The sequence below is a fragment of the Mesorhizobium sp. LSJC280B00 genome, from assembly GCF_000502835.1.
Classification (GTDB): Bacteria; Pseudomonadota; Alphaproteobacteria; order Rhizobiales; family Rhizobiaceae; genus Mesorhizobium.
The window spans coordinates 74,312-89,938 of the sequence record NZ_AYVL01000006.1 but is presented as its reverse complement, the minus strand read 5'-3'; the positions used below and the strand labels follow the sequence as shown (position 1 = coordinate 89,938).

17 protein-coding genes are annotated in these 15,627 nt (G+C 63.0%); 8 read left to right on the top strand and 9 right to left on the bottom strand.

Annotation, left to right across the window (positions count from 1 at the left end; all coding sequences use genetic code 11):
- Positions 1-8: 8 nt before the first annotated feature.
- From X773_RS50770 to X773_RS50745, 6 genes are read left to right on the top strand one after another with little or no spacing between them, the layout of a single operon-like run.
- The gene (locus tag X773_RS50770) at positions 9-737 is read left to right on the top strand and encodes a GntR family transcriptional regulator (protein WP_023676063.1); all 729 of its coding nucleotides are present in this window, start codon (positions 9-11) and stop codon (positions 735-737) included.
- Between the two features lie 5 nt (positions 738-742).
- Positions 743-1,231 (top strand): DUF3830 family protein, encoded by a 489-nt coding sequence (locus X773_RS50765; RefSeq protein ID WP_031211593.1) that lies wholly within the window; start codon positions 743-745, stop codon positions 1,229-1,231.
- A complete protein-coding gene (locus X773_RS50760; RefSeq protein ID WP_023676061.1) occupies positions 1,232-1,591 on the top strand; it encodes a TIGR04076 family protein in 360 nt (119 codons plus the stop codon). It abuts the gene before it with no gap.
- Positions 1,588-2,643 (top strand): aldo/keto reductase, encoded by a 1,056-nt coding sequence (locus X773_RS50755; protein ID WP_023676060.1) that lies wholly within the window; start codon positions 1,588-1,590, stop codon positions 2,641-2,643. Before X773_RS50760 ends, X773_RS50755 begins: the two co-directional genes overlap by 4 nt.
- 8 nt (positions 2,644-2,651) lie before the next feature.
- The gene (locus X773_RS50750) at positions 2,652-3,080 is read left to right on the top strand and encodes a DUF4440 domain-containing protein (protein ID WP_023676059.1); all 429 of its coding nucleotides are present in this window, start codon (positions 2,652-2,654) and stop codon (positions 3,078-3,080) included.
- Positions 3,081-3,128: 48 nt separating this feature from the next.
- Entirely contained in the window at positions 3,129-4,388 is a 1,260-nt protein-coding gene (locus X773_RS50745) for an ABC transporter substrate-binding protein (protein ID WP_023676058.1), read from the top strand.
- Between the two features lie 75 nt (positions 4,389-4,463).
- Here the strand turns inward: X773_RS50745 and X773_RS50740 are convergent, their stop codons facing one another.
- From X773_RS50740 to X773_RS50730, 3 genes are all read right to left on the bottom strand, one after another.
- Complete coding sequence (locus X773_RS50740; protein ID WP_036238331.1) at positions 4,464-5,381, bottom strand: sigma-70 family RNA polymerase sigma factor; 918 nt, start codon at positions 5,379-5,381, stop codon at positions 4,464-4,466.
- 10 nt (positions 5,382-5,391) lie between these two features.
- Entirely contained in the window at positions 5,392-5,931 is a 540-nt protein-coding gene (locus X773_RS50735) for a dihydrofolate reductase family protein (protein ID WP_023676056.1), read from the bottom strand.
- A gap of 139 nt (positions 5,932-6,070) precedes the next feature.
- Entirely contained in the window at positions 6,071-6,610 is a 540-nt protein-coding gene (locus tag X773_RS50730) for an Lrp/AsnC family transcriptional regulator (protein ID WP_023676055.1), read from the bottom strand.
- 48 nt (positions 6,611-6,658) lie between these two features.
- Between X773_RS50730 and X773_RS50725 the strand changes: the two genes are divergently transcribed.
- Together X773_RS50725 and X773_RS50720 are read left to right on the top strand one after the other, a co-directional pair.
- A complete protein-coding gene (locus X773_RS50725; protein WP_023676054.1) occupies positions 6,659-7,840 on the top strand; it encodes an MFS transporter in 1,182 nt (393 codons plus the stop codon).
- A 49-nt stretch (positions 7,841-7,889) separates the two neighbouring features.
- Entirely contained in the window at positions 7,890-8,318 is a 429-nt protein-coding gene (locus tag X773_RS50720; protein WP_023676053.1) for a GNAT family N-acetyltransferase, read from the top strand.
- Here X773_RS50720 and X773_RS50715 read toward each other — a convergent pair whose 3' ends face one another.
- The 6 genes from X773_RS50715 to X773_RS50690 all read right to left on the bottom strand — a co-directional run bounded on the left by X773_RS50715 (position 8,319) and on the right by X773_RS50690 (position 15,624).
- The gene (locus X773_RS50715; RefSeq protein WP_031211590.1) at positions 8,319-9,449 is read right to left on the bottom strand and encodes an anhydro-N-acetylmuramic acid kinase; all 1,131 of its coding nucleotides are present in this window, start codon (positions 9,447-9,449) and stop codon (positions 8,319-8,321) included.
- A gap of 5 nt (positions 9,450-9,454) precedes the next feature.
- Positions 9,455-10,456: a serine hydrolase gene (locus tag X773_RS50710; protein ID WP_023676051.1), complete on the bottom strand. Its 1,002-nt coding sequence runs from the start codon at positions 10,454-10,456 to the stop codon at positions 9,455-9,457.
- 69 nt (positions 10,457-10,525) lie between these two features.
- Positions 10,526-12,274 carry an ABC transporter ATP-binding protein gene (locus tag X773_RS50705; RefSeq protein WP_023676050.1) on the bottom strand — a complete coding sequence of 583 codons (1,749 nt, stop codon included), beginning with the start codon at positions 12,272-12,274 and terminating at the stop codon, positions 10,526-10,528.
- Positions 12,271-13,110, bottom strand: coding sequence for an ABC transporter permease (locus X773_RS50700; protein WP_023676049.1), 840 nt, complete (start codon positions 13,108-13,110; stop codon positions 12,271-12,273). Before X773_RS50700 ends, X773_RS50705 begins: the two co-directional genes overlap by 4 nt.
- Positions 13,110-14,069: an ABC transporter permease gene (locus tag X773_RS50695; protein WP_023676048.1), complete on the bottom strand. Its 960-nt coding sequence runs from the start codon at positions 14,067-14,069 to the stop codon at positions 13,110-13,112. Before X773_RS50695 ends, X773_RS50700 begins: the two co-directional genes overlap by 1 nt.
- 34 nt (positions 14,070-14,103) lie before the next feature.
- Positions 14,104-15,624, bottom strand: a complete 1,521-nt coding sequence (locus tag X773_RS50690) for an ABC transporter substrate-binding protein (protein WP_023676047.1) — start codon at positions 15,622-15,624, stop codon at positions 14,104-14,106.
- Between the last annotated feature and the right edge of the window lie 3 nt (positions 15,625-15,627).

The window sequence follows — 15,627 nt, the reverse complement described above, 5'->3', positions numbered from 1 at the left end:
GATTGCCTATGCAGAAGGCCGCCATCGAAAAGAACAATGAGATGATCGCAGCCCAGCTTACGCCGGTCGGCCGCGAGACCGTGCAGGATCGCGTCTATTCGGAGCTGCGCCGCGCCTTGATCGGCGGTCTTTTCGAGCCGAGCCAGGTTCTGACCATCCGCGGCCTCGCCGACGCGCTGGTCACCAGCACCATGCCGGTGCGCGAGGCGCTCGGACGGCTGATCACCGAGAAGGCGCTGGAGGCGCTTCCCAACCGCTCAGTGCGCGTGCCGCCGATCACGCTGGAGCGCATCGACGACCTCTTGCGGGCCCGCTCCCTGATCGAGGGCGAAGCGATCGCCCTGGCCGCCACGCGCATGAACCCGCGCCAGATCGCTTCGGTCGAAGCCATGCTCGGCGAGTGGGACGAGATGCGGGCGCTGAAGCACAAGAAGGATATCGACCGCGAGGCCACGCTCAACCAGAGCTTCCATTTCGAGATCTACCGTTGCTGCGGTTCCGCCGTGCTGATCCCGATGATCGAGAGCCTGTGGTTGCAATCCGGGCCTTGCATCCGCGTTGCCATTTACGCCTTCTCCGACGCCGGCGAGGTCGATACGGCCCACTACCACCGCAGCATCGTCGCAGCGCTTTCCAGGCAGGATGCGCAAGCGGCGCGCGAGGCGCTGGTGGCCGACATCAGCCGGCCCTTCGCCTTTCTGCGCGACAAGCTCCAATCCACAAGCAAAGAAGGATAGAGGGCATGACGGTGCCTGGCATCAACATCACCGAGCCACACTCGATGCTTTCCGTGACCGCGCTGCTGTTGCCTGAAAAGGCGCCCGACAACGCTGCCTTCCTGCTGGCGTATCTCGAGCAGCCGCGCGTCGTTGCCGGCATCCATGCTATGTGGACGGGGCCGGAAATCTCCTGCCCGGTTCCATCAGCCGAACTTGAGGGCCAAACCTATGCCAGGCCCTTGCCAGCGGAGAACGCAACGCTGACGCCGCAGCCGGGCGACATCGTGTTGTCCTACGTGCCGCCGCGCATGTGGGGCGGCAACCCGAATGCCATCTTTGACGTCGGCCTGTTCTACGGAGCGGGTGCACGCCTGCTGTTCCCGATCGGCTGGCTTGCCGGAAGCGTCGTCGCGCAGGTGGTGCCTGAGGATCGCGATAAATTCGCAGCCGCTTGTGGCGTGATCCGCCGCAACGGTGCCTGCGACATCACCTTCACCCGGGTGGAGATCTGAATGGCTGAGACCGACGACAGTTTCGAACTCTTCGACCTTCGCGTCGAGGCGGTTATCCCCGAGGGCAAGCCGATCTATTGCGGCGCCAAGCCCGGCGACTATTTCGAGTTGAACGGCGAGATGCTGTCGATGCCGGCGGGGCAAGGTTTCTCGATCTATTCCATTGCGGCAGTGTTGCCGCTTCTGGCCGCAAAGCAGCGCCCGACCCACAGGAACGACTGGATGACGTCGGACGCCGAGATCGCTTGTCCGGATCCCAATTGTGCCAGCCGGCTCCGGATCGTCAGGACCGGCAAGCGGCGGTTCAGCCATGCCGAAACGACGGCGGTGCCGCTGCCGAAGGAGAATGACCGGAGATGACCGCCAAGGCTTTCGAGCTCAGCCCCGGCTACACGATCTCGCGCGTTATTCGCGGCGGCTGGCAGCTTGCCGGCGGGCACGGCGCGATCGACCGCCAACAGGCGGTAACTGACCTGATCGCCACCTTCGACGCCGGCATCAGGACCTATGATTGCGCCGATATCTATACCGGTGTCGAAGAGCTGATCGGCGCGGCGCGCCTGCGCCTTGCCAATGAGCGTGGCCTCGACGCTGCCACCAAAATGAAGGTGCACACCAAGCTGGTGCCTGACCTGGAAAGGCTTTCCAATATCAGCCGCGACTACATCAGAGGCATCGTCGAGCAGTCGCTGCGGCGGCTGAAGACCGAGCGGCTCGATCTCGTGCAGTTCCACTGGTGGGACTATGCGCTGCCCGGCTACGTCGAAGCGATGGGCTGGCTCAACGAAATCCGCAGGGAAGGCAAGGTGCGCAACATCGGCACCACGAACTTCGACACGCCGCGGTTGGCCGAGATCCTGGCCGCCGGTGTGCCGCTGGTCAGCCAGCAATTGCAATACTCGGTGCTCGACCAGCGGCCAGCCAACAGACTTGCAGCGCTCGCCAGCCGGCACGGCGTCAGTTTCCTCTGCTACGGTTCGGTGGCGGGCGGCTTCCTCAGCGAAAAATGGCTTAGCGCTGCCGAGCCGCAGACGCCGCTCGAAAACCGATCGCTGGTCAAATACAAGCTGATCATTGACGACTTTGGTGGCTGGGAGCTTTTCCAGGAGTTGCTTCGCACACTGAAGGCCGTCGCCGACCGCCACGGCGTCGATATCGCCACCATCGCCAGCGCCTGGGTGCTGGAGCAGCCGCAAGTGGCGGCCGTCATCGTCGGCGCCCGCAACCAGGCGCACGCCCTTGCCAATGCCAGAATCATGGACGTCGCGCTCGATGCCGACGACCGGGCGAGGATCGCTGCCGTGATCGCGCAAAGCCGTGGGCCGCTGGGCGACGTCTACACATTGGAACGCGACCGTCACGGCCGCCACGGCTCGATCATGCATTACAATTTGAATGCAGGCAGGAAATGAACGCGGCCATGGACGAAAAGCCCTCCTTGCTTTCCCGCGCCAGCGCCGAGGTGGTCGATCTCCACCGCTTCTTCGTCGACTGGTTCAATGCGGCGAGTGCGGACAATGCAGATTTCAGGCGCTTCGAACGCGTCATGGGCGAAGGCTTCTGCATGGTTGTGCCGGATGGCCAGGTCCTCGATCGTGACGCGGTGCTCGACCATGTCAGGGCAAGCCGCGCCACTTGTGACGGCGATTTCACCATCTCGATCGAGGAAATCCGGGCCGGCTGGCAACAAGGCGACACGATCGTCGTCAGCTACATCGAAGCGCAGCAGCGCGCCGGCAAACATAGCCGCCGCCGCTCGAGTGCCGTTTTCACCACCAGTTCATCGGCGCCCAACGGCGTCGAATGGCGACATCTGCATGAAACCTGGCTGCAGATGCCGGAAGGCTGAACAGGCTCAAGACATCAATGAGAGTCGTGTAACGAAAGGGGAACAACAATGAAAAAGACCATACTTCAGATCACCACCGCGCTCGCACTGCTGACAGCGGCCGGCGCAGCGCAAGCCGCCGATTGCAAGATCACCGTCGGCCTCGTCATGGAACTGACAGGCCCGGCCGGCGAGTACGGCCAGGCCGGCGCCAAATCGGTCGAGATGGCCTTCCGCGACATCAACGATGCGGGCGGCGTCCGCGGCTGCGATCTCGCGACCGACACGCGCGACAGCCAGAGCCAGGGCAACATTGCGGTCGACGCCGCGACGCAGCTCGTGCAGGTCAAGAAGGTGCCGGTGATCATCGGCGGCATCATCTCCTCGGTGTCGATCCCGATCCTGACCTCGGTCACCGCTCCGGCCAAGATAGTCCAGGTGTCGCCTGCTTCCTCGTCGCCGACGCTGACGGCGCTCGGGCGCGACGGCAAGACCAACGGCATCTTCTTCCGCACCATCACATCTGATGCGCTGCAGGGCGTCGCTGCCGCCAAATATGCCATCGACAAAGGCTTCAAGAAGCTGTCGGTCATCCACGTCAACAACGACTTCGGCGTCAACATGGTGGCGGAATTTTCGCGCGCCTATAAGGCACTCGGCGGCACCATTGTCTCCGACACGCCCTACAATGAAAAGCAGTCGAGCTATGCCTCGGAAGTGACGGCGGCGATGGCTGGCGAGCCCGACGGGCTTTATCTCGTCAGCACGCCTGTCGACGGCGCAACCATCGCCCGCACCTGGATTTCGCAGGGCGGTGTCCAGAAATTCCTGCTCAATGACGGCATGAACAGCCCGGACTTCATCGAATCCGTTGGCGCGGATTACCTGAAGGATGCGTACGGCACTTCCTCCGGCACCAGTCCGACCGCATCGACCGAGTATTTCACCAAGAACTACAAGGAATTTTCGGGCATCGAACCGTCGAACCCGGCGGCCGACCGGTCGTATGATGCCGGCGCCATCGTCGGCTTGGCCATCGCCATTGCCGGCTCCGAGGATCCGGCCAAGATCAAGGACGCGATGTACAAGGCGGTCGACCCGGCCGGCACGCCGATCTATGCCGGCAAGGACGAGTTCGCCAAGGCGCTCGGCCTGATCAAGGATGGCAAGCCGATCCGCTACAAAGGCGTCATCGGCCCGGTCGCCTTCGACAAATACGGCGACATCACCGGCCCGTTCCGCCTCTGGAAGATCGTCGATGGCAAGGTGACGACCGACGGCGAAATGACGACGGATGACGTCAACGCCCTGCAGGCGAAGCTTCAGTAAGCCGCCTATGTCTTGTCCGGCGTCGATCCCATTTCAATGAGGTTGATGCCGGCCACTTGCATGTCCTGCCGCTGGTTAGGCCGGCCTGGAAACGACCACCGCACCTGCCGCCGGCATGATCCAAGGGCAGGCATAGTAATCGGCGATGCGATTTATGGTCCCGCCGGCGGCTTCGATCCGAACCGGATGGGCCGGCTTCCAACCGTTTTCGCCATGGTGGAGCACTAGCAGCACCGCCTGGCCATCGATCTCGCCAACCGCCATTTTCCAGGTCGTCGAGGCTCTTTCATATTCAACGAAGTAAGGTGATTCCGACAGCCTGCCCTTGAAGCAATCCGCGACACGCAATTGTGCGTCGGCGCTGGTCAACGCCCGTACCCCATCCCAATCGCGGCGGTTGAACAGTTCGACATAGCGGCTGAGCAATTCCAGGAATTCCGGATCGCGTTGGGGCTCCGAACGGACGATTGGGTCGCCTGACAAGGCGGCCAATTTCGAACGGCCACGGCTCAACGCAGCCTTGACGCCGCCCACGGTCGAGCCGACGAGGTCGGCGATCTCTTCCAGCGAATAGTCGAAGACGTCCTTGAGCAGGACGCAGGCGCGTTCTTTGGGCGGCAGGTGGATCACCAGCCGTTCGATCGCGCGATCCGCGCCCTGGCCCGCCGGCTCGACCGGCAGGATGATCTCGTCTTCGGCGAAATTGGCCTCCGCATGCTGACGCACCTGCCGGCTTCGCAGAAAATCGATGCAGCGATTATGTGCAATGCGAAAAAGCCAGGGGCGAAGAGCACTCGCATCGTCCAGCTTCTCGATCTTCCGATAGGCCTCGAACAGCGCCTCTTGCATCACGTCTTCGGCGTCGAGCGTTGAACCGGTCATGCGTGCACAGTAGCGGTGCAGCCGTCCACGCAAATGCGCGACTGTCTCCAGAAAACCGGCGTAGCGGACGTCGAAAAGCCCGGTCGGGTCAAGTCTTGGCTGCATCTTCATGGCATACGGATCATAGCGGGACATAGGTCAACGTAATGACGCCGTTCTTGAAACGGTGGGTATCTATAAGCTCCAGTCTGACCAGGGACGGGTCGACATCCTGGAAAGCGCGTTTGCCATGTCCGACGCGGGTCGGCACGATCGAGAGCTGATACTCGTCGACAAGCCTGTTGGCGAGCAGCGTCTGGTCGAGATTGCTCACTCCGTACTTCAAAATGTTGCCGCCGGCCTGCTGCTTGATCCTGGCAATTTCGGCAGCGATGTCGCCTTCGATCAGCGACGCGTTCCAGCTCACTTCCTTGAGGCTGCGCGACGCGACGAGCTTCTTCAGCCCGTTCATGCGATCCATGTACTTGCTGCCTTTGACCTGCGGCCAACGCGCCGAAAACATTTCGTAGGTGACGCGGCCGAGCAGGAAAAAATCCGCCTCGCCGGCCTTTTCATAGGAGTGTTCCTTCATCTCTTCGTCGAAGAACGGTGACGCCCATTCCATTGGTGCTTCGATGACGCCGTCCAGCGAAATGAAGCTGCCTACGATTAATTTTCTCATCGCGTGTCTCCGGTTGCGCAACAGGCATCCCGTCGGATCCAAGAACCGGCGCAAACGAACCGGCCCGACGGATGACCACAGGATGCAGTGCCTAAGACGTTTCCGGTTCGACTTTGGATACGCGTGAGAATCGTTTGAGCTAATAAAGCGGCTTGGCCATATGCCGGGGGGTCGGCCATTCCGTCGTTATCCCGGGCTGCACTGGCCGCTCGAGATAGGTCGACAGGACCACATAGCTTCGGGTCGAGGTGACGCCAGGCGTTTCGTAGAGGCGCGACAGCAGGCCTTCGAGTGCCCGCGTGTCCTCGGTGCGGACCTTGATCAGCATGCATGTGTCGCCGGCCACCGAATGGATCTCCTCGACTTCGGGGTGCTCGGAGATCGCCATCAGCTCCGGCGTCTTTCCCCACCCCTTGGTATCGATATGGACGAAGGCGAGCAGCGGCTTGCGCACCGCCTTGGGGTCGATGATGGCCGCGGTGTTGCGGATGGTGCCGCTGCGCCGGAGGCGCTTGACGCGTTCATGGGCTGCCGGCGGTGAAAGGCCGACGCGGTCGCCGAGCTCGGCATAGCTGATCGTGGCGTCGTCGACCAGAACGCCTAATATTTTTCGGTCGGTTGCATCGATATCGCGGGCGGCAGGCCTGTTCTGCGGAATGCCATCTGTTTCTTCATCCATATTAAAATTCCCGATTGATGCAGAATTTAATACGGCCATTATTGCCATATGTCGAACACTGATCAAGTCGCTACATTCGCAGCGGCCCCCAAGCCGCCAATCCCGGCACTCGCTTACCTGCTGACGGGGTGCATTGCCGTGATCGGCTCGAACTCGCTGGTGCTCGGTCCGATCGCGCCGGCGGTGGCCGCGTCCTTCGGCACAAGCGTGCCGGCGGTTATGATCGCGTCGGCCGCGTTCGGGCTCGGGACGTCGGCAAGCGCCTTGTTCCTGGCGCGCTATATCGACCGGCTTGGTGCCCGCCGCATGCTGCAAGGAGCGTTGCTGCTGCTGGCGATAGCGCTCGTCGCCAGCGCTGCTGCGCCGACGGTGACGGCGCTGGTCGCGGCCCAGCTTCTCGCCGGCATCGCTGCAGGTGTCGCCATGCCGGCAATCTACGCCAGCTCAGCCGCGATTGCACCGCCCGGCCGCGAAAGCGGCACCATAGGCGTCGTGCTGACCGGCTGGACGCTGAGCATGGTCGCCGGGGTTTCGCTGTCGGCCGTACTTGCCGACCTGGTGCATTGGCGCGCCGTTTTCGCGGCGGTCGCGGTGCTCGCAGCACTCGCATTGGCAAGCCTGGCGCTGACGTCGCTGAGCGATGTCAGGAAGAGCGGCCCGGCGCCGACGCCGCTGGGCGCCTTGAGCGTCCCTGGCATAGTGCCGCTTCTGGTTGCCTGCGCCGCATTCATGACCGCGTTCTACGGTGTCTATGGCTATCTTGGCGATCACCTTCACAATGGCTTGGGACGGCCGGTCAGCGCCAACGGGCTGGCCGCGCTCGCTTATGGCGCCGGATTTGGTGCGGCGGCACTTCTTGACGGCGTTATCGACCGCCTGGGCGCGCGGCGTGTCATGCCATTTGCCTATCTGCTTGTCGCGGTCGTCTATGTCGTGATTGCCGCGGCAAGCAGTAGTTTTCATCTGACCATAGCGGTGATAGCCGTCTGGGGCCTTGCCAATCATTTCGGGCTGAACGTCCTGGTGATGCGCCTGTCGGCGCTCGACCCTGCGCGTCGCGGCACGATCATGGGTTTGAACAGCGCGGTGACCTATCTTGCGGTGTTCGTCGGCACCACGGCGTTCGGACCGCTCTATTCCACGTTCGGTTTTGCAGCATCGGCGGTGATTGCAGCTTTGCTCATGCTAATCGCTGCTGCGGCAGCGGCGTGGCGTTCGCCGAAGCTATAGCGCAGCAAGGCTTGCTTCTCGGTCCCGTCCTTCGATAGATGCTTGGTGGATGGACAATACAACGCTCGAGACAACCGCCGATCCCTTGCCGCACGAGCTGGCTTTTCTCGGAGAGCGGCTTGCGGCGTTCAACGACAGTGATGTCGGCGCCTCCTGCAGGAAGGCATTGGCCGTGTTCGTGCGCGATGAGCACGGCGCTATTGTCGCCGGCATCTCGGGATATACAGCCTGGGGCTGGCTCTATGTGCAATGGCTCTGGGTCGATGAAAAACTGCGCGGTCACCGCATGGCTGGCAGGATGCTCGAAGCGGCCGAGAGGGAGGCGATCGCGCGCGACTGTCACGGCGCCTGGATCGACACGTTCAATCCCAAGGCCGCCAAGGCCTATGAGCGCCAGGGCTATTTGCCCTTCGGCGTGCTTGCCGATTTCCCCATTGGCCGCAGCCGTATCTTCCTGCAGAAGAAATTGTTGGCTTAGTTAGCTGGCAAGGCGTCCGCCGCGCATCGGCTGGGGCACGCCGGTCGTACTGGGGAAGCTGATCGGCAAGCCTCTGAGCACGCGCACTGCCAGGAACGCAAAACACTCCGCCTCCACCGCATCGCCCTTCCAGCCAAGCGCCTCGGCCGGAACCGCTTCGACGCCAGCGCGGCTGGCAAGCATGGCCATGATCGTTGGGTTGTGTCGACCGCCACCGCTGACCACCAGCCGCTTCGGCCGGCGCGGCAGAAGATCGAGCGCCTTGCCGACGGCGGCCGCGGTGAAGGCCGTCAGCAGGGCTGCGCCATCCTCGGCGTTCATTCCGTCCGCCATCGAGGCGCCGAAATCGAAACGGTCCAGCGATTTCGGATAGGGTTTGGTCAAATACGGATGCTGCAGGAGCTTGGCCAGCCGTGCCTCGTCGACCGTGCCGGCGCGGGCAAGGGCGCCGTCGCGGTCCATTTCGCCGAGCCCCTTCGATTTGATGAAATCGTTCAGCGGTGCGTTGGCGGGCCCGGTGTCGAAGGCAACAACATTGTCCGTGCCGTCCCACCAGGTGATGTTGGCGACGCCGCCGAGATTGAGCACCGCCGTGTCGCCGGTGGCGTCGGCTTCGCGCAGCAGCGCGGCGTGATAGGCGGCCGACAGCGGCGCGCCCTGGCCGCCGGCGCGCATGTCGGCCGAGCGGAAGTCATAGGCGACCCTGGTGCCAAGGATGGCATGCATCAGCTCGCCGTCGCCAAGCTGGCGGGTCTGGCCCAGTCGGCCCACTTGCGGGGCACGGTGCAGCACGGTCTGGCCGTGGAAGCCGACGACCCCTATATCGGCCATCGTCAGCCCGTGGCTTTCGACAAGATCCTTGACCGCCGCGGACTGGGCGCGCGTCAGCGCTTCCTCTGCCTCGTGGAAGATTGCCGGTTCCGGCCCTGTGAAATTCCAGCTCCTTGCCTGCCGCAGCGTCTCTTCCAGCAAGGTCCGGATCGACTGCGGGTAGGGGGCCAGCGTGTAGATGCCGAAGTCGTCAATCCGTTCGCCGTCGGTCTTGATCAGCGCGACATCGATATTGCCGTCCAGCACGGTGCCGGTCATCAGGCCGACGGCCCACATGGGTTCGCCATTTTTCGGATTCATGGTTGTCAGGCTCCGTTGACGAGATCGCCGACCGCTTGGCGAAGCGCTGCGATCCCGCTGTTGAAATGACGTGTCGGATGGATCCGGTTGGTGAGCAAGGTCCAGGCTCTGCCTTTGTCGAAGTCGACCCACAGCCCGACACCGGTAAAGCCGGTATGCCCGATGGTTTCGGGGCTGCATAACCGGCCGCCGGACCAGCCTTCGTAGGGTCGCTCCCAGCCATGGGTGCGGGTTGCCGACAAGGGCGTGCGCATCAGCGCGATCGAACGCTGCGACGCGCCGGTCCCGTCCAGCAGCCCTTGCGCAAAGTCGAGGACCGAAGCCGCCGTTCCGAACAGGCCGGCGTGACCGGCACCTTGCAAGGCCGAGCAATTGTCGTCGTGGACTTCGCCGCAGAGCACGCGATGGCGCCATGTGCAGTCTTCGGTCGCCGCCGCTTGATCCGGTTCGGCGGAGAACGCGAAGCCCGGACCGGGATCTATGTCGCGAATGGTCTTGCCAGACAGGCGTTCCAGGACGAAGCCGAGCAGGATGAAGTTGATATCGGAATAGACCGGCTCGCCAGCCTGCCATTCGCGCTGCAGGATGAACGCGCGCAGCAGCTCGGGGTCACGCCCATAGGTGTAGATTGGCGCGACGGCGGGAAACGGTGTCTGATGGCCGAGACACTGGCGAAACGTTACGTTCCGTTCCCAGGCTTTTTCGTCATATTGGCGAAGGTCGGGCAGGACGGAAATCAGCGGCGCGTCGAGGTCGACGACGCCTTCTTCCGCCAGCGCCAGGATACGCGACGTGGTGAAGATGACTTTGGTCAGGGATGCCAGGTCGAACCATGTCCCGACATGCATCGGCCGTATCTTGGGCACGACTTGGGCTGAGCCGATTGCCCGGACGATGCGTTCGCCGTCCCCGTCAACTATGCCGAGCACGCCGCCCGGAATGCGCGATGCGGTCACGGCCGCTTCGAGCGGGGCGAATGCGCGGGAGAAGAGATCATGGTCGATCAACTACGCCTCCGTTTGGAAGGCAGCGATGGGGCTGTCCCTCCGGCCTTTCATATCCTTGGGCGACAATCATCACACTTCCACCCGTGCTCTATGATCCGGCCCGAATTGCTGCCAATTGGCCGGGCCCGGCTCAAACCCCAGCGGACGCACGAGCGAGGGGACCTGGCGCGTGTCCAGCTCGAAACGTTCATGCCGCCGGTCTATAGTAGGAACGGCCGCGATAAGCTGTTTGGTATAGGAGTGCTTCGGCTCCGAGAGCACCGATCTGGCATCGCCGATCTCGACAATCTGGCCGGCATAGATGACCGCGATGCGATGGGCGATCCGCTCGACGACAGCCATGTCATGCGAGATGAACAGATAGGCCAGCCCGAATTCACGCTGCAGCTCGATCAAAAGCTTCAACACCCTGGCCTGCACCGACACATCGAGCGCCGAAACCGCTTCGTCGAGGACGATAACCGAAGGATTGAGCATCAGCGCGCGAGCGATGCACAGGCGTTGCCGCTGGCCGCCGGAGAATTCGTGCGGATAGCGCTGCAGGCTGTTTTCCGGCAGGCCGACGCGTTTCAGCAGCGCTGCCATTTTCGCCCGCGTTTCAGCAGTTATCCGTCCGCCGGTAGCGATCACCGGCTCTGCGAGGAGGTTTTCGACGGTGAGTCTGGGATTGAGCGAGCCATAGGGATTCTGGAACACCATCTGCACGGGAAGGGCGCTCTGCCCGGCGGCGGCCTTGCGCGCGCTGGCCGAGATTGTGCCGCGCGTCGAGCGCACCAGCCCCAGAATCGCGCGGGCGGTGGTGGACTTTCCGGAACCGCTCTCGCCGACGACCGCCAATGTCTCGCCCGGCATTAGCTCGAAATCCACACCGTCCACGGCATGGACGGCACCGCTGGTACGGCTGAGAAAACCACCCTTGACCGGAAATCGCACCACGAGGCCATCGACCTTCAGCGCCGGCTCGGCAGCTTTTTGCTTTTCGCGTTGCGCGTCCCTGCGTGTCGCACCGCCGCCGGCGAAATGCGGCACCGCATGCAGCAGATGCCGCGTATAGGGATGCTGCGGATCGTCCAATATCTGGTTCAATGCGCCCTGCTCGACAGCTTCTCCGCCTTGCATCACCATCACCTTGTCGGCGATGCCTGCAACCAGACCGATGTCGTGGGTGATGAAGATCATCGACATCCCGGTTTCCTGCTTCAACTCGGCGAGCAGCGCCATGATCTGCGCCTGCACCGTAACATCCAGCGCCGTCGTTGGCTCGTCGGCAATGAGCAGGCGCGGGTTGCACGCAATCGCCATGGCGATCATCACCCGCTGCAGCATGCCGCCCGACAGCTGGTTGGGCGTATATTTCAACCGCCTCGCTGCGTCCGGAATACGCACGCGGTCGAGCGCGTCCTTGGCCGCCGCCGTCGCTCGCCGGCCGGTCAGGCCGCGATGCAGGCGAAATGATTCCTCGATCTGCCAGCCAATGGTCAGCACCGGATTGAGCGAGGTCATCGGCTCCTGGAAGATCATGCCGATTTCGCCCCCGCGGATCTTCGTCAATTGCGGCTCGGCTGCGGCTGTCAGGTCGAAGGTGCTGCCGTCGGCCCGCCTCAGCTTGATCGACCCGCCGGTGATGCGGCCGCCGCCATAATCGACAAGGCGATTGATCGACAGCGCCGTAACCGATTTGCCCGAACCGCTTTCGCCGACGATGGCCAGCGTTTCGCCGTCGGCGAGATCGAAGCTGACGCCGCGCACGACCTCATTGGCTTGCGGGTTGCGACCGAAGCCGACGCGCAATCCGCTGACGGACAGCAGCGAGATCATGCGATCGATCTCCGCATCTTCGGGTCGAGGACATCGCGCAACGCATCGCCGAGCAGGTTGAAACCGAGGATGCCGATCATGATCGCCACGCCCGGGAAGATCATCAGCCAGGGAGCTGTCTCCATCAGATTGCGGCTGTCGCTCAGCATCAGGCCGAGCGACGCGGCGGGCGGCTGCGTGCCGAGCCCGAGGAAGCTTAAGCCGGCTTCGGTCAGCAGTGCCCAGGCCAGCGCCAGCGTCACCTGAACCGTCAGTGGCGCCACCAGATTGAGCAGCAGATGCCGTGTTACGATATAGCCCGCACTGCTGCCGAACGTGCGGGCCGCGTCGACGAACTCGCGCGCCTTGAGCGACAGAGCCGGACCTCGTACGACGCGCGTGAAGATCGGTGTGTAGACGATGGCGATGGCAATGACGCTGGTCGAGGTTCCCGGTCCCGCAACCGCGACGATCAGCAGCGCCAGCAGGATCGCCGGGAACGCCAGCACAACGTCCATGATGCGCATCACTAGGCCGTCCCAGCGGCGCCCGAACCAGGCTGCCGCCAGCCCGAGCACGGTGCCGGCCAGTGTCGCGACGGCGACCGAAAAGAAGGCCACGATGAAGGACTGGCCGATCCCGGTCATCAGCCGGCTTGCGACATCGCGGCCGAATAGGTCCGTGCCCATCCAGTAGGTGCTATCAGGCGCATGCAGCCGTTCGACCCGGTGCTGCGTCAGCGGATTGTGCGGCGTCAGCCCCAGCATGCCAAGCACGGCAAGCAGCAGATAAAGCGCAACGATCGCACCGCCGATGCGGCCGCTGGGATGCGCAAATATAGCCCGCAATGTCGCCATCAGTGCTCGCTTAGCCGGATACGCGGGTCGAGCGCGACATAGGCGAGGTCGACGAGGAGATTGACGATCATGAAGTTGAAGGCGATGAACAGCACGCTTCCCTGCACCAGCGCGTAGTCGCGCTGCAGGATGGCATCCAGCACCATGCGGCCGAGACCGGGCAGCGCATAGATCTGCTCGACGATGACAGCTCCGCCCAGGAGGTAGCCGAACTCTATGCCGCTCAGCGTCACGACCGGGATGAGCGCGTTGGGCAAAGCATGCCGCCAGATGACGCCGCGCGCCGAAACGCCCTTGCTGCGCGCCGTCCTGACATAGTCGTCGCTGAGCACATCGAGCATCGCCGAACGCGATATGCGGGTCACCGAAGCCGCGAAGGCAAATCCAAGCGTGATCGCAGGAAGCAACAGCTGGCCGAGATTGCGCAGCGGATCCTGCCACAGCGGCGAAAACTCGCCCATCGCCGGCAAAACGCCAAACCCCGCCGACAGCGTGTAGATGATCAGCAGGGCAAGGACGAAGTTCGGCGTCGACTGCCCGATCATTGCGACAACGCGCACGCCGAGGTCGGACAGCTTTTCGTTATGGGTGGCGGCAAAGATCCCCGCCGGCATGCCGACAAGCAGGGCGATGACCATCGACAGCAGGGCGAGTTCCAACGTTAGCGGGAAATGCTCGAGGATGACGTCGAGCACCGGCCTGCCATAGGTGGACGAAATGCCGAGATTACCTTGGAAAAGACCAAGCAGCCAGCGCCAGTATTGGATGAACCAGGGCTGGTCGATGCCGAAATAAGCTGCAAGCGCATCGCGCTGCTGCGGCGTCAGCAGGCCGGCTTCGGTCCCCAGCATTGCCGTGATCGAATCGCCCGGAACCATCCGGATCGCCAGGAACACCACGATGGACACGCCAAGCAGGACGAGAGGGAAGGTCGCCAGTCGCCGCATCAGATAGTTCACGCGAAGAATATCCTCTCGTCCGGCATCAAAGCAGCTACTGGATCGTCACCTTGGCGAGGCTGAACAGCGAACCTGTCGGCACCGGTTCGAATCCTGCGATATTCTTCTGCTGGGCCGTGTAGCTGTAGGACGTGTAGAGCCAGATCCAGGGCGACATCTCAGTGATGTGCTTCTCGAAGTCGGCGAAGATCGCTTTGCGCGCTGCCGGGTCGGTCTCGGTGCGGCCCTTCTGCATAAGACTGTCCAGCGTGTCGTCGATATAGTTCGCCACCTTCTGCAGATTGCCCGTCTTGGTCCAGTAGCGGTTGTACATAGTGTAGGGATCGGCCCTGCCGCCGTTCAGCGCGACGGCCATGTCGAAATCGCCCTTCAGCCAGGCGTCGACATAGACGTTGAGCTCCATCATCTTGATGTCGAGCTTGACGCCGATTTCTGCGAGTTGCGACTGGATGACCTGGGCTTCCGCCGCTGCCGTCGGCGGCTCGCCGGTGGCGCCGATCACGGTCGCCGAAAAGCCGTCGGCATAGCCGGCTTGGGCCATCAACTGCTTGGCCCTCTCAATGTCGCGCTTATAGCAGAACAACTGCTTCGGATCGGTCGCCAGTGCCGGGATGGTCAGCGGGCCGGTGACCTTGCCTTCGCCGAGCGAGGCGGTGTCCAGCACTTCCTGCCGGTCGATGGCGCAGGAAATCGCCTGACGCACCTTGAGTTCGGTCATCGGCTTGCGGGAGGGATTGAGCTGCAGCACGTGATAGGCAAGCACCGGCACGCGGTTCAACTGCAGGCTGGCTTCCTTGGGCACCAGCGTGGCGACAAGCGGATCGTTGAGCAGGGCAAAATCGATCTGCTTGGTGCGCATCGCCGCCAGAATCGCCGTCTCGTCCGGCAGCACGCTGATATCGATGCCGTCGACGCCGGTCGCGCCGCCTGCCCAGTCCTTGTTGGCGACAAGCACTTCCTTGGAATTCGGATCCCATTTTTCGAGCTTGAACGGACCCGAGCCGATCGTTGTCGTGCCGATCGAGCCGGCCGCGATTTCGCTTGCCGGGACGATCGCCGCGTTGACGTCGCTCATCGCCGTCAGGATCGGCACGTCCGGCTGCGAGAGGTGGAACACGACGTTGGCGGGATCGGGCGTGTCGATGCTGGCGATCGAGAGAAAGTTGGCGCGCGCCGCAGCACCCGTCTTCTCGTCGAGTATGCGCTCGAACGATGCCTTGACGTCGGCCGAGGTCACGGCGGCGCCGTTCTGGAATTTTGCTTTCGGATTGAGCCTGAAGCTCAGCTCCTTGCCGTCCGGCGAGAACTGCCATGAATCGGCAATCGCGGGCGTGATTTGCAGGTTTGCGTCGAGCCGCACCAGCGGTTCGTAGATCAGCTCCAGCAGCCGCAGTGAGGAGAATGCGGTCTGCTTGTGCGGATCAAGCCCGGTGGCGTCCTGCGACCACGCCATATGCAGCGTCGCCGCACTCGCCTGCACCGGTAGCGCGGCGATGGCAACCATTGCCGCGAGCGTCATGCCGGTAAGCAGTTTCTTGCCAATGTGCCGTACCATTGT